General features: G+C 48.0%; 14 protein-coding genes. 12 read left to right on the top strand and 2 right to left on the bottom strand.

Annotated features, from left to right (window positions below; all coding sequences use genetic code 11):
* Positions 1–9: 9 nt before the first annotated feature.
* Genes livM through J2125_RS02955 form a run of 3 tightly spaced genes read left to right on the top strand, consistent with a single transcriptional unit; the run spans position 10 to position 2881 of the window.
* Positions 10–1296 carry a high-affinity branched-chain amino acid ABC transporter permease LivM gene (gene livM / locus J2125_RS02965; RefSeq protein ID WP_017800150.1) on the top strand — a complete coding sequence of 429 codons (1287 nt, stop codon included), beginning with the start codon at positions 10–12 and terminating at the stop codon, positions 1294–1296.
* A complete protein-coding gene (locus J2125_RS02960; protein WP_017800149.1) occupies positions 1293–2168 on the top strand; it encodes an ABC transporter ATP-binding protein in 876 nt (291 codons plus the stop codon). Before livM ends, J2125_RS02960 begins: the two co-directional genes overlap by 4 nt.
* Positions 2165–2881 (top strand): ABC transporter ATP-binding protein, encoded by a 717-nt coding sequence (locus tag J2125_RS02955; protein ID WP_017800148.1) that lies wholly within the window; start codon positions 2165–2167, stop codon positions 2879–2881. The genes J2125_RS02960 and J2125_RS02955 overlap by 4 nt, the downstream gene beginning before the upstream one ends.
* A gap of 54 nt (positions 2882–2935) precedes the next feature.
* On the opposite strand, the gene J2125_RS02950 is transcribed toward J2125_RS02955, so the two are convergent.
* Together J2125_RS02950 and J2125_RS02945 are read right to left on the bottom strand one after the other, a co-directional pair.
* The gene (locus J2125_RS02950; protein ID WP_241763929.1) at positions 2936–4027 is read right to left on the bottom strand and encodes an inositol-3-phosphate synthase; all 1092 of its coding nucleotides are present in this window, start codon (positions 4025–4027) and stop codon (positions 2936–2938) included.
* Between the two features lie 163 nt (positions 4028–4190).
* Complete coding sequence (locus tag J2125_RS02945; RefSeq protein WP_017800146.1) at positions 4191–5060, bottom strand: NAD-dependent epimerase/dehydratase family protein; 870 nt, start codon at positions 5058–5060, stop codon at positions 4191–4193.
* Positions 5061–5537: 477 nt separating this feature from the next.
* Between J2125_RS02945 and J2125_RS02940 the strand changes: the two genes are divergently transcribed.
* The 9 genes from J2125_RS02940 to J2125_RS02900 are packed head-to-tail and all read left to right on the top strand — an operon-like array spanning position 5538 to position 14583.
* A complete protein-coding gene (locus J2125_RS02940; protein ID WP_017800145.1) occupies positions 5538–6686 on the top strand; it encodes a Gfo/Idh/MocA family protein in 1149 nt (382 codons plus the stop codon).
* 16 nt (positions 6687–6702) lie between these two features.
* Complete coding sequence (locus J2125_RS02935) at positions 6703–8046, top strand: aspartate aminotransferase family protein (protein WP_017800144.1); 1344 nt, start codon at positions 6703–6705, stop codon at positions 8044–8046.
* 5 nt (positions 8047–8051) lie between these two features.
* Positions 8052–8822 carry a sugar phosphate isomerase/epimerase family protein gene (locus J2125_RS02930; protein WP_017800143.1) on the top strand — a complete coding sequence of 257 codons (771 nt, stop codon included), beginning with the start codon at positions 8052–8054 and terminating at the stop codon, positions 8820–8822.
* Positions 8819–10018, top strand: coding sequence for an ABC transporter substrate-binding protein (locus J2125_RS02925; RefSeq protein WP_017800142.1), 1200 nt, complete (start codon positions 8819–8821; stop codon positions 10016–10018). The genes J2125_RS02930 and J2125_RS02925 overlap by 4 nt, the downstream gene beginning before the upstream one ends.
* Positions 10015–11289 carry a DegT/DnrJ/EryC1/StrS family aminotransferase gene (locus J2125_RS02920; RefSeq protein WP_017800141.1) on the top strand — a complete coding sequence of 425 codons (1275 nt, stop codon included), beginning with the start codon at positions 10015–10017 and terminating at the stop codon, positions 11287–11289. The genes J2125_RS02925 and J2125_RS02920 overlap by 4 nt, the downstream gene beginning before the upstream one ends.
* A gap of 2 nt (positions 11290–11291) precedes the next feature.
* Positions 11292–12197: a radical SAM protein gene (locus J2125_RS02915; protein ID WP_040462337.1), complete on the top strand. Its 906-nt coding sequence runs from the start codon at positions 11292–11294 to the stop codon at positions 12195–12197.
* Positions 12198–12200: 3 nt separating this feature from the next.
* Positions 12201–12992 (top strand): glycosyltransferase family 2 protein, encoded by a 792-nt coding sequence (locus tag J2125_RS02910; protein WP_026111580.1) that lies wholly within the window; start codon positions 12201–12203, stop codon positions 12990–12992.
* Between the two features lie 27 nt (positions 12993–13019).
* Positions 13020–13799, top strand: a complete 780-nt coding sequence (locus J2125_RS02905) for a DNA methyltransferase (protein WP_017800138.1) — start codon at positions 13020–13022, stop codon at positions 13797–13799.
* A gap of 13 nt (positions 13800–13812) precedes the next feature.
* Entirely contained in the window at positions 13813–14583 is a 771-nt protein-coding gene (locus J2125_RS02900) for an inositol monophosphatase family protein (protein ID WP_017800137.1), read from the top strand.
* Positions 14584–14587 lie beyond the last annotated feature (4 nt).

The following is a 14587-nucleotide window of genomic DNA, read 5'->3' as shown; positions in this document are numbered from 1 at the left end:
GGATAAACGATGACAGAGAGGGCTATCAAACCGGGGCTGAATATCCGCCAATGCCTGGTCGATATGGTGCTGGCCGGACTTTGCGCGCTGGTGGTGTTTGGACCGATCGTTGGCGTCATTTTAAAAGGGTACAGTTTTACGCTTTCGCCTGGACGCGTGGCGCTGCTGGTTGGCGTGGTGATGGTGGGGCGCTTATTGCTCAGCCTGACGCTGCAAAGCCAGCGCGGGCGCCAATTTATCAGCCGTTTTGAGGGCGCTGATGATGGCGTCTATGTCCGCCCGGCCGGCTACCAGTCGCGTCTGCGCTGGATTATTCCGCTGCTGCTGCTGCTGGCGATACTGTTTCCGTTTATCGCCACTAAGTATCTGCTGACCGTGGCGATTCTTGGCCTGATCTACGTACTGCTGGGGCTGGGGCTGAATATTGTGGTGGGGCTGGCGGGGCTGCTCGATCTTGGTTATGTAGCGTTTTATGCGATTGGCGCTTACGGGCTGGCGCTCGGCTATCAATATCTCGGGTTGGGATTCTGGGCGATGTTGCCGCTGGGTGCGATTCTGGCGGCGCTGGCGGGCGCGCTGCTGGGGTTTCCGGTGCTGCGTATGCATGGTGACTATCTGGCGATTGTCACACTGGGGTTTGGCGAAATCATTCGTCTGGTGCTGACTAACTGGCTGAGTTTTACCGGTGGGCCGAATGGCGTATCGGTGCCCGCGCCGACCTTTTTCGGCCTGGAGTTCGCGCGCCGTGCCAGAGACGGCGGCGTGCCGTTCCACGAATTTTTTCATACCACCTACAATCCCAACCTGAAATTTATCTTTATCTACGCGGTGCTGATTCTGGTGGTGTTGCTGGTGCTGTTTATTAAGCACCGCCTGACACGGATGCCGATTGGCCGCGCATGGGAAGCACTGCGCGAAGATGAAATCGCCTGCCGCTCGCTGGGGCTGAACCATGTGCTGGTTAAGCTTTCCGCCTTTATGCTGGGGGCGTCGACCGCAGGTGTCGCCGGGGTGTTTTTCGCCACTTATCAGGGATTCGTGAACCCAACCTCTTTTACCTTCTTTGAATCGGCGTTGATCCTGGCGATTGTGGTGCTGGGGGGGATGGGGTCGACGCTGGGGGTGGTGCTGGCGGCGTTTGTGCTGACTGTAGCGCCTGAACTGCTGCGCAGTTTTGCCGAATATCGCGTGTTGCTGTTCGGCGTACTGATGGTGCTGATGATGATCTGGCGACCGCGCGGACTGGTACGTACCAGCCGCACCGGTGTTGTGGTACGCAAAGGAGTCGCGCCATGAGTGACAGCATTCTGCGTGTGGAACATCTGATGATGCACTTTGGCGGCATCAAAGCGCTGAACGATGTAAACCTTGAGGTGGAGCGCGGCTCCATTACCGCGCTGATTGGCCCTAACGGGGCGGGGAAAACCACGGTATTTAACTGCCTGACCGGATTTTATCAGGCTTCTGGCGGCGTGATTATGCTTAATGCACAATCACGCATGACTGATGTGATTCAGGTGCTGGGACAGAAAATTCGCCCGGCGGATTTTCTCCATCCGGCCCGACTGGGGTCACGTATCTGGTATAAAATGTTTGGCGGCACGCACCTGGTGAACCGCGCCGGGCTGGCGCGCACTTTCCAGAATATCCGCTTATTCCGTGAGATGTCAGTGGTGGAAAATCTGATGGTGGCCCAGCATATGCAGGCCAATCGCAATCTGATCGCCGGGATCTTCAATACTCCGGGTTATCGCCGGGCGGAAAATCAGGCGCTGGATCGGGCCTTCTACTGGCTGGAAGTGGTAGATCTGGTGGAGTGCGCCAATCGTCTGGCGGGTACGCTCTCCTATGGTCAGCAGCGGCGGCTGGAGATTGCCCGCGCGATGTGCACCGGGCCGGAGATGATCTGTCTTGACGAACCAGCCGCGGGCCTCAATCCGGTGGAAACCCGCGCGCTGAGCCATATCGTGCGGACATTGCGGCAGCAACACGGGGTCACGGTGCTGCTGATTGAACATGATATGGGCATGGTGATGGAGATTTCCGATCAGGTGATTGTCCTCGACCATGGCGATGTGATTGCCCGCGGTACGCCGCAAGAGATTCAGCGCAATGTCAGTGTGATTGCCGCCTATCTGGGCGCCGACGAAGAGGAGATCGCCGGATGAGCCAGCCACTACTTGAGTTTCGCCACGTTGATGTATTTTATGGCCCGATTCAGGCACTGAACGGCATTTCGCTGACGGTCAATGAAGGTGAAACCGTCTCGCTGATTGGCGCGAACGGCGCCGGGAAATCGACCTTACTGATGTCGATCTTTGGTCAGCCGCGTATTGCCGCCGGGCAGATCCTCTATCGCGGCGCAGATATCAGCCAGAAATCTACCCACTTTATCGCCAGTAACGGTATTGCGCAGGCGCCGGAAGGGCGGCGGATTTTTCCGGATATGACGGTCGAGGAGAATTTGCTGATGGGCACCATCGCCATCGGCAGCCGCTATCAGAAGGAGGATAAGGCGCGAATGTATCAGCTGTTTCCGCGACTGGAAGAGCGACGCAGTCAGCGCGCAATGACCTTGTCAGGCGGCGAACAGCAGATGCTGGCGATTGCCCGCGCGCTAATGAGCCGGCCCAAACTGCTGTTGCTGGATGAACCCAGTCTCGGGCTGGCGCCGATTGTGGTGAAGCAGATCTTTCAGATTCTGCGCGAGCTGACGCAGCAGGGGATGACGCTGTTTCTGGTGGAGCAGAATGCTAATCACGCCCTGAAGTTATCAAATCGCGCTTATGTGATGGTTAACGGCGAGATCCGCCTGACTGGCAGCGGGCAGGAATTGCTGGTGAATCCTGAAGTGAGAAGTGCTTATTTGGGTGGGGTGTAAGACCATCGGCTGCGGGCTGCCTCCGCCCGCAGCCGATGGTTTTCAACGAAAAGTTCAATGTCCTGTTTCACCGCGAATAAAAGCCTCAACGTTTTCATGGGCGATATCGTCAGGAAATTGTTCTGCTGGCGACTTCATAAAGTAACTGGAAGGGGCAACCAGAGGCCCTCTAAGCCCGCGGTCTAAGCCAATTTTCGCTGCCCGCACGGCATCAATGATTACACCCGCTGAATTAGGCGAGTCCCAAACCTCAAGTTTACATTCTAGCGAGACTGGAGCATCACCAAAGTTACGTCCCTCCAGACGGATAAAGGCCAGCTTCCGGTCATCCAGCCATGGGACATGATCAGAGGGGCCGATATGCAGATTCCTCGCCGATAATATTGCTGAAGTATTTGAAGTGACAGCCTGGGTTTTGGAGATCTTCTTAAGCTCCAGCCGATCCCGCTCCAGCATGTTTTTAAAGTCCATATTGCCACCGACATTCAGTTGGTATGTGCGATCGAGAACCACGCCTCGTTTTTCAAAAAGCTTTACCAACTCGCGATGGGTGATTGTCGCCCCAATTTGGGATTTAATGTCATCGCCGATAATTGGGATTCCGGCGTCCGTGAATTTTTTTGCCCATTCGGGTCTGCTGGCGATAAACACGGGTATCGCATTGATAAAGGCCACCCCCGCATCAATTGCCGCTTGTGCGTAGAAGCGGGCTGCGTCTGCTGAACCAACCGGAAGATAATTGATCAGCACCTGGACGTTAGCATTTTTTAATGAAGTGACGACGTCAACCGGAGGTGCGTCAGACTCCTGAATAAGCTGCCGGTAGTAATATCCCAGCCCGTCCAGCGTTGGGCCACGAAGCACTGTTACGCCGGTGGATGGCACTGGGGAAAATTTTATCGTATTGTTCTCCGACGCATAAATTGCCGCCGACAGGTCAAGCCCGACTTTGGCTGCGTCGACATCGAAGGCCATCACAAATTTAATATCAGAGACGTGATATTTACCGAACCGTACGTGCATCAGACCCGGAACGGGCTGATCATCTGGTGCATTCTTGTAGTACTCAACACCCTGGACCAACGAAGAAGCACAGTTGCCAACGCCGACAATGGCCACACGAATAGGATTGTTTGTACTCATCATATTTCTCCTTATAAACTCCTTTTGATGAAATCCAATGGTCGTTGTGATGAATCTAACGAGCATCAGGTTATTTACTCCCTACAGAACACCGGGAATGAGACATTGCTATGAAGATGAAATAAGCAGGCGTGTTTTTATATCAGGTAAAAATCACATTCAGTAATCATGTCTCTATGTTTTTATTATTAGCTGCGTAATTAGCCGTTAAGACAGCTTTTATACCTGCAATAAGTGTAATTTCAGGCTGCCAGTTAAATAATTCCTTAGCTAAGGAATTATCGATTGAAACATATTTTACATCAAAGGCTCTGGCAGGTTTTTTAATCATCTCAATGGGGCGAACGGTTGCTTTGGTAAAAACGTGATAAAGCTCTTCAAGCGTAATCGTCTCCCCGGAGGCGATATTGACAGTTAGCCCCGTATAACGCGTTGGAGAGTTATGCGCGATTTTTAGAAAGATGTCTACCAGGTCAGCGATGTTGAGATAATCCCGACCTGAATTCCCCATCATTTCAATGGGTTCATACCTGGATATTTTTTGTGCCCAATGGGCTATAACACCGAATCCCGGTTTGGCCTTTTGATACGGGCCGTAAATATTTGAAAGTCTTAGTATAAGAGGCTCCACCCAGCTGGCTTCTCGCACCACGTTTTCTTGTTCTAGCTTGCTTTGTCCATAGTGGTTTACCGCTTTCAACCAAGAGGATTCTCTGTAAGGCTGAGGTCCGGCAGGGTCATATACTGTCCCCGCTGAAGAAGCGAAGACGAATAAAGGGCGTGTTTTAACTCCTTTTAAATTATCCAGAAATTGCATAAGAGACTTTAAATCAAACCTGGAGTGTACGGCATTATCCGCTGCGTTATGTGGCGTACACGAACCCGCCAGATAAAACACGATATTGATATTATTAATGTCTTTGTCGATTTTACTATTTCGGGTGACAGTGATGGGGCTGTAGCCGTTTAAACAGAGTTCTTTGACTACAGCGCTCCCAATAAATCCATCTGCTCCAACAACGGTGACATTTTTCATTGAAATTTCCCTCTATTTCACCAGCAGCTTCCTTAATGGCTGAATAACATTCCAGCGCCAGATGCTAATCTTTCGTCAGCCCCATGCAAATCTTTGACTACGGACAGTGCAAACCAACTTCAACAAAAAATATTCTGGTAAACAACATAACTGTCATTTATAGTTGGTCAAAGTTTAATCTGTTAGTTCACAATATAACCACTCAATGTAACGATGTCCAGACCATAACTGTAGCAAGGAGAGTGTAAAGAAAATTTTATTATTATTCTTTTACGCATAAAACAAATAGTTAAAACATCTTAATTCTCATTATTTTCCAAAGAAATCGTTAGGCCAGTATCTGAAACGTCAGCTTTTTTGGATAGCACTTCAGATTTTAACTAGGCTATTAATCCTTAATATTAATAATTTCTCGCGCTATGCATTATGGTGAGGTTTATTATTGTTTTTAACCTTAATCAATACGGAGAGAGAATAATGCAAGGGACGGTTAGCATTAAAACAGGTGTAGTGGGTTGTGGTGCTATTGCCCAAATTATGCACCTTGCGCATCTAAAAGATCTCAGTGAACTTTTTGATCTGCAAGCGATATGTGATCATTCTATTCAGCTTCTGCATTATATAGGAAGAAAATATAGTATTGATGTTAATAATCGCTATTCGGACTATATAGAATTTCTTGCGTCTGATACTGATGCTGTATTTGTTTTAACCGAAGGTTCCCATGCTCCGCTTGTTGTGCAGGCTTTGAGGGCCGGGAAACATGTTTTTTGTGAGAAGCCACTCTGTTTTACTGTGGCAGAAGCTGAAGAAATTGAAAAAATAGTGGAGAGTTCAGGTAAGGTGTTAATGGTTGGTTATATGAAACGTTACGATAGCGGATTTAACTACGCGCTTGATATTGCCAGAAAGATTAAACATCCCCGATATACACAAGTGACAGTACTCCACCCGGAAGAACAGCAGTATTTTGATATATATAGTGTTCCCCGCTTCGATGATGTACCTGAAGAGGTGAATAAAGCCAATGCCCGGCAACAGTTGAGAATTCTAACTAATGCGGTGGGCGATATTGCTGATAACCTTAAAACCGTTTATTACGATGCCATGTTGGGTAGTATGATTCATAATGTCAATCTCATCCGTGCTTTTTTTGGCGAACCCGTTAGCGTACTGTCAACGAACATATGGCCGGCACACTCTTGTTATCCGACCATAACGACGATGTTAGATTATGGTGAAGCACATCGTATAATATTTACCTGGTCGTACTTATCCGGCGTCAGGAATTATGTTGAAGAGTTCTCGGTATATTCAGATTCAGAACGGTTAAAGGTAAGTTTTAGTTCTCCATTTCTGAAAAACAGACCCACTCTAGTGTCACACGTACATATGCAGAACGGGAAGCTGATCACCAGCGAGGTAGAAGTATCTTATGATAATGCTTTTAAAGAAGAGCTAAAAGTTTTCTATCAGTGTGTTACCACTAATAAACGTGTGATTACTGATGTAAGAGATGCCAAAGCAGATATTAAATTACTTCAGTTAATATTGGCAGCTTATCAGCCGCAAGGTCTGGGCGGTGAAGCCCTGGCACAACAGCTCAGGGCATATAAAGCTGATTGACACCCGAGGGGGAGATATGGGTAACAGAATGAAGCCGTCTCGATCGTCAACAACCAGGGAAATAATATCGAATTTATTGCAACACTCCCTGCCTGGGGGGGCAGCAATAAATGAGTATTCAAATATTGTCATTGATCATGCTGAGAACGCATACATTTGGGATACTGATGGCAATCGGTATATCGACTTTTTCACTGGAGTCGGTGTGAGTAATATTGGTCATTCTCACCCGAAGTTTCTGACAGCTGTGAGCAAACAATTGGCCCGATGTACGGTCGGCAGTTTCTACACCGAGGTACGCGCGCAACTTCAGCAAAGCCTGGCGGCGCTATTGCCATCAAATTTGCAGCACATACATATGTATTCGACCGGTAGTGAGGCAGTAGAAGCTGCTGTACGATTTGCGCGGGCTGCAAGCGGCCGGGAAGAGATAATTAGTTTTTGGGGGGGGTTCCACGGCAAGACCCAGGGAGCGATGAGCCTCCATGCCGGGCCGCGTAAGCGAGATGCCGGCCCGTTTCCGACAGGCTCCCATCATGTTCCCTACGCCTATTGTTTCCGTTGCCCTTTAAACCTCAAGTTCCCCGGGTGCCATTATGCCTGTGTTGAACTTGCAAGAAATAGCATCAAAGAGAGCACAGCAAATAATGTTGCTGCCATCATTATTGAACCAGTACAAGGCACAAATGGCAATATCGTTCCTCCCGCGGGATATCTTAAAGAGATACGTAAACTGGCAGACGAATTTGGCGCGTTACTCATTTTTGATGAGGTAATTACTGGATTTGGCAGGACAGGGCGATTTTTCGCTTTTGAACACGAAGATGTGGTGCCTGATATCCTGGTGCTTGGTAAGGCGATGGGTTCCGGCGTGCCGGTCAGCGCAGTCATCAGCGATGCGGCCCTGGTAGAAAATACTTCATTTTCTCTGCCAAGTGCGGCCTCTTCAACATTTGGCGGCAACCCTTTAGCCAGTGCAGCAGCCTTAGCAACGATTGAAATTATCCGCGATGAACATCTGGTCGAACGAAGCTGTGAATCAGGCAAGTTAGCCGAAAGTATCATGAAATCCTGGTCTGGGGAGCTGACTGTCATCGGTAATACTGGAATATCCGGGCTGATGATAGGTTTAGAGTTAGTCTATCCAGGCACAAATCGTCCGTTATCTGCTGATGTGATGCGTAATTTTTTTTCCTCTGTACTTCATCGCGGTATTATCGCCATGGCGTATGGGAGCAGAATAAGATTATATCCGCCCCTATCGATCAATGATTCTGATCTGAAAGAGGGCTTGCTAACCCTGTACAGTGAACTTCAATGTCTTGCACAGTTTGTTGAAAATTATCCTTATAAGGATTAACTATTATGCGCATTGGGTGTGTTATTTCTGATAGCAGCCAACTGGCGTGGGCTGCAGAATGTGACTTTGATTACTTAGAAGCCAAAGGGGATTTTATTCTCCAACTGTCCAGAGCTGATAGTCGCGATAATTTGTCAGCGTTAGAGCATTATGCTTTCGAAGCAATGACTTCGCCGTTACCACGAGAGCTAGGGGCAAGGATTGTAGGCAATGACGCGGATCATAAATACGCCCTAAAAATTCTAACTCAGATGCTAGATCTCTCCGCGATGATTGGCGTGCGCAAAATCGTTCTGGGTTGCGGGCAGGCACGTAATATACCGCACTATTTCCAGCGTAAGTTGGCCTGCCAGCAATTTATCGCATTTATAAAAAAAGCCAGTCTGATCAGTATGGAGAGAAAGCAAAAACTCAGTATAGAGCCATTACATCGTGGCGAAACAAATTTTATCAATTCTTGTGCTGAGGCCAAAAAGTTAATCAGCGGTATTTCTGAAGTTGCTATAACAGTTGATTGTTACCATATTTGTAGCGAGAAATTGAGTATTGATGATGAGCTGGATAACAGTAAAATAATGCATGCTCATACATCATACCTGCCGCGTGGGTCGGGATTATTTTACGAAGAGTATCAATGTGCCTTCTTAAGGAAACTACAGGAAATTGGTTGTCATAGTATTTCAATAGAGGAAAGGTTTGAAAGCAAGGAAAGTATGTACGCATTTTTATCACAATTACGCATATTAAGCAGCAATAACCCAGGAGGGGAAATATGACGATCTCATTTATTACAGACCAGACTTCGCCTGTAACCCGTTCATTTATCAATCAGGTGGTGGACTTATGGAATAAAAACCAATCGGCCAGGCCGGTTATTCTCACTTTCCTCGATCATGAGGAGCTTAGAAACTCGCTGGAGCACTACCTTACTTGCGCAAACCCACCTGACGTTTTGACCTGGTTTGCCGGAAATCGGATGAAATCCTTTATAAACCGCGAACTGATGATCAAAACGGATTCAATTAAGGGGATAGCGAAATTTTATGCGTCGCTGCAACCCCGGTTTCAGAATATGTTTGCTACGGGGGATGCGCAATATTGCATTCCGACCTCCTATTTCTGGTGGGCAATATATTATCGTCCATCGGTTTTTAAAAAGGCAGGAATAAAGATGCCAGTCAACAACTGGCATGACCTCACCATTGTGGCTGGCAAGCTACTTTCAGTGGGTATCATCCCTTTTGCGTTAGGTTCGCGTTATCGTTGCCCAGCGACGGCATGGTTCGACTACCTTAATATGCGGTTAAATGGTCCGCACTTTCATCAGCAATTAATGGAGCTGAAAATACCTTATACGGATGAAAGAATTAAAACCGTTCTTACCTTCTTCAGAAAGTTGCAGGACAACGGCTGGTTTCTGGGGAAGGCCGATTCTTATGATGAAGAAGAAGCGGTTGCGGCAGTGTTGAGTGGTAAAGCTGGAATGACCTTGATCGGCAGCTATGCCCGGGATGAATATGTACCCCCTGATTGCGATGAGCAATTAGATTTTTTCAGATTTCCAGTTATCAATGAAAATGTGGCAATCGGAGAAGACACCCCGATTGATGGTTTTTTTGCTGCCGGACGTTCAAATCACCCGCAAGATGCTGGCGATTTTTTACTGTATTTAGCCTCCCATGAGGTTCAGAAGCTCGCAACACAGTCGATCAACGCGTTACCTGTTCGCTCAGATATTGCTATTACCCATAAAAGAAGCGATTTAGCCAAAGGGCGTGAACTGATAGATCGCGCTGATTATCTCTTCCAGTTTTACGATCTGGATACGGCGTGGGAAATCGCTGATACAGGCATGGCTTGTATAAATGACTTTGCTAATTATCAGATCGATGAATCAGAGGTTCAATATTGTATTGAAGAAGCCCGCCTGCGTTTTTTAGGCTGTTTCGAACGACAGGAGAAAATATTATGAACACGTCTGAATTGGCAATAAATGGTGGAAACGCTGTTCGCACTTCGCCATGGCCCACATGGCCAGTAGCGACGAAACACACTATGACAAACCTTGAAGCGGTAATGTCCTCAGGCCGCTGGGCGATTAGCGGATGTTACACCGGAGCGAGGGGCTATGAGCAAAGATTCTGTCAGGCATTTGCTGATTATCAGGGCTCTTCTTACGCTGTTGCTACGACTAACGGCTCGGCGGCGATCAAAATAGCCCTGATGGCGGTAGGTGTCGGGCCGGGAACCGAAGTTATTGTTCCCGGGCTGACCTGGGTAGCTTGCGCAGCAATGGTTTTTGAGCTGGGTGCAGTACCCGTGCTGGTTGATATTGACCCGCATTCGCTCAGCATTTCTGTTCAGGCCGCAGAGTCGGCCCTCAGTGATAAAACTGTGGCGGTCCTTGTGGTGCACGCCTACTGCTCTGCCGCTGATATGGATGGTTTTGTCGAGCTTGCAAATCGCGCCGGTATCGCGTTGGTTGAAGATTGTTCACAAGCCCATGGTGCCGAGTGGAGAGGACAAAAGTTGGGTTCATTGGGGCAGTTTGGCGTTTTTAGTTTGCAGCAAACGAAGGTTTTAACCTGTGGTGAGGGTGGAGTTGTCACGTGCAGTGCCGCCGACGCTTATCGCCGTCTTCAACAGCACCGCGCCAATGGTCGCATTTACACCACTCATCCGCTGGCAGGACAATTGGAACTTATTGACGTGGGAGAAGTATACGGTACCAATCACGCTATGTCAGAAATTCACGCGGCAATTGCACTTGCTCAGCTCGAATTATTAGATGAACAAAATACCGTGCGTGAGGCTAATGCTTTATACTTAACCCATGCACTGGAAAAAATCCCTGGCGTGAACACCATTATTCCTCCTGCCGGGCTGACCCGTCGGACATATTATGATTACGTGATTCAACTGAATGCCGATATTACAGGGCCATTTCTGATACATCGGGTGGTCGAAGCTATGGCCGCAGAGCTGGGTACATTTATTGAAACCCTGGATGCACCAATGAACGCAAATATTCTCTATAATCCGCTCTTAGCGAAAACTGTCAATACGCAGGAGTTAATTCGCCAGTTAGAACCGAAACGGTTTAATTTGCCATTTGCGCATCAGGCTTATAATTGTAGTTTTGCATTTCTCCATCACCTTCTTCTTGGCACCACTAAAGATATGGATGACATTATAAACGCAATGTTAAAAGTATTAAGATGCATGGACAAACTACGAGGCTGATAATGAAAAGCATCCAGTTTATTGAGGGTAAGGTTTTTAACCCTGATGGGATTGAGATTAATGCAACCTTGCATTGCAATATGGCTTGTAAGTCTTGCGCGCATTTATCGCCTCTGTTTCGCAAGACAAATGCTGAGCCTGAGAGTGTTCGTCGGGATTTAGAAATTCTTAGCCGTTCGTATCACGCATCTTATGTGAAGATTATGGGAGGGGAACCACTTCTACATCAAAATTTAGTAGAGTTAATCAACGCGGTTGCCGCTTCCGGTGTTGCCGATGAAATTTTGTTAACTACTAACGGAACACTGCTTCATAAATCCCCGGAAGCCTTGTGGGACGTCATAGACCGGCTTGAGCTTTCACTTTACCCGGGCAGGATACCTGATGCGGATAAGATTGAATCCTTCAAGTCCAGGGCTGATCTACATAACGTAAAATTATTGATTAACTATTACGGCAATTTCCGATTTAGTTATTCAGAAAAAATAAATGGTGATAACGATCTGGTCCAGGATGTTTACGATACTTGCAAAATGGCTCATCTCTGGCATTCACACACGGTTATAGACGGCATGCTTTTTCTTTGTCCTCAGAGTGTTTTTATCCCACAGCAAGCAGTAGCAGGGGGCTGGAATAACGAAGTAGATGGTTTGCGAATTATTGATAAACCGGGATTCGCAGAAACACTGTATCAATTTCTGACTCGCCGGCAACCGCTTAAGGCTTGCCACTACTGTCTGGGCAGTGTCGGGAAACTTCATTTACATACTGAATTACGCAAAGGTGAGTGGCGTCCGCTGGGGGAATATGAAGATTTGGTTAGCCGTGAGTTCTTAGAGGTCTGCCGAAAAGACATAGCAGCCGATGATGGTTGTTTGCTGTCATCCGAACGTTACCTGAGGGAGTAGATTATGTCTGGAATTTCAGTGATTACACTGACGCGTTACCGGCCTTTGGAGGTTCGAAGGGCGATATTGAGTGTGCAGCAACAGACTGAGCCTGCTGCGGAACATATTGTGCTTATCGATGGTGATAACAGCATTGAGGAAAGCGTCATCAGGTTTATTGATGCTCATCGCATTGAACGATGTAAAGTTCATCTTGTGCCTCGTACCTCAGGGGATGTGTCTGGCCCCGCCCGCTCGTCTTTTTTGCGCAACCTTGGGATAAATATGGCGGAGAATCCCTGGATAGCCTTCCTTGATGATGATAATGAATGGTTGCCCAATCATCTTTCGTCGCTGAGGACACTTGCCTGCCAGATAGATTCTCCTGCGGTCTACTCCGAAGTCGCCCTGGTAACGGCTACAGGGGAACCCTGGCTCGAACACAGATGGCCCTGGGCGAGCTCGCTTGAGGAAGGCGAACGCAAGTACTGGGATTATGTGGCGCAGGGTGTCTTAATTCCGGGAACCAATATTATTTATGACCGGCCTGAAGTTCGCGACGTGCCAGTTGATACCAGCGCCTGGCTTTTGGCGCGGAATTTACTGTTGTCGGTGCCATTTGCTGAAAACTTCTCTCTGGATGATGCACGCACCCTTACCAGTGAGGATGACAAGCTGTTTTACTCGTTACTTGAACGCGGAGTAAGACTGTCATGTACTCATCTGCCTACCTTGCGTTATTACCTGGGCGGGTATTCTAACAGTGGCGATACAGTATGGACGGACGAGGCCATTAGATGGTCAAACATGGAATGATCATAATTGCGACAAGAGGGATATTTTATGAGCGGAGAAATAGCTATCGAGACGGAGTCAGGCAAGTATCTATGGGGCGACAGTTTAGCTGAAATGCGTAATATATCGGCGAGCAGTGTCAACGCGGTGATTTGCTCGCCGCCATTTGAAGGGGAGAGCACCATTCGCGACGCTGACCGCCTGGGAGATCAATTTGTCGGATGGTTTGCTGATTTCATCGGTGAGTTCGAGAGAATATTACCCTCTCAGGGCGTCGTAGCATTTGAGCTCGGTAGTCTGTGGCTTGATGACGCATCGGGCAAGTCTGTGCAACACGCCTCTTTCTTGCGGTATCTGATTTCACGCGGATGGAAACTCATTCAGGAGCTTTATTACTTTAATCCTCAACTGCTTCGTCCTCAGCCTGCAGTGGGGTTATCAAGGCTGCCTGATGCGATTACTCCGATTTGGCTGGTGAGCAGGGGGTATACGGGAAACTACCAGCCGGACGTCGCTGAGCGTGCGCCCTATGCACAGTATATTCGCGGAAACTTGTTGGAATTTGACACCTCGGATAAATACGACCAACAGTATGAGCGATTTCTGGCTCAAAGGGGAGAAAGCCCCTACGCGGATCGTTGGCCAGCGATTCTGCCGGCTTTTTTGATTGAACTATTGACGGTGCCTGGGCAGACCATTCTGGATCCTTTTGCCGGCACGGGCGCCACTTGCCATGCTGCGAATCGGCTTAAGCGTTGTTGGATAGGGATTGAACGAGATAAATCGCTATCTCTACATGTGAATGCAATGTTCTCTGGCCTTATTTGAGTCAGGATAAAATATGCCTGCTTGCCTTACAAAAGAAATGATTACCAGCCTGGTTTCACGCTGTACGATAGCTGCCAGTGAGGCTGCCAGATATCTTCCGCTTATTTCGGATCAGAGGCGGTTATTGTCTGCGAAGAAAGGCGTTTATCGCGAAGAGGTCACCCAATATGATAAAGAACTCGAAAAAAAAATTCTGTGTCATTTACTTTTACCAGATGACGGATATCTGGCAGAAGAGACAGGGTACCGCTGTGGAACGTCTGGAATTAAATGGATAGTTGATCCCATCGATGGGACACTAAATTTTGCACGCCGCTTACCTGCTTATGTTATTTCAATTGCAGCAGAAGTCGGTGGTAATGTTGTTGCGGGGGCTATCTATGATCCTACTCATCAGGATGTTTTTACGGCCGGTCTCGGTATGGGAGCCAGATGCAATGGTTATGAAATTAAGTCGAGTAACATTTTCGAACTATCAGATGCTATTATATCGACGGGTTTTTCGATAAGGCCTGAAATTCGCCGAAAGCAAGCTGAAATAATTGCGAGGATTTTGACCGAAGTGCGGGATATTCGAAGCTGTGGCTCGGCTGCCTTAGAGCTTTGCTGGCTGGCGGCGGGGAAAGTAGATGCGTACTACGAACATGACCTGCGCTATTGGGATTATGCCGCAGGTGCATTAATAGCCAGCGAAGCCGGGGCTGATATACGGGTGCAAGGTGATTTTGTGATTGGTGCTGCACCGGCAATATCACCGAAATTTAATCATCACTTAAAGATATAGCCCC

This window comes from Winslowiella toletana (genome assembly GCF_017875465.1).
Classification (GTDB): domain Bacteria; phylum Pseudomonadota; class Gammaproteobacteria; order Enterobacterales; family Enterobacteriaceae; genus Erwinia; species Erwinia toletana.
Note: the sequence above shows the minus strand (reverse complement) of the source record. Positions and strands in the feature narration are given on the sequence as shown.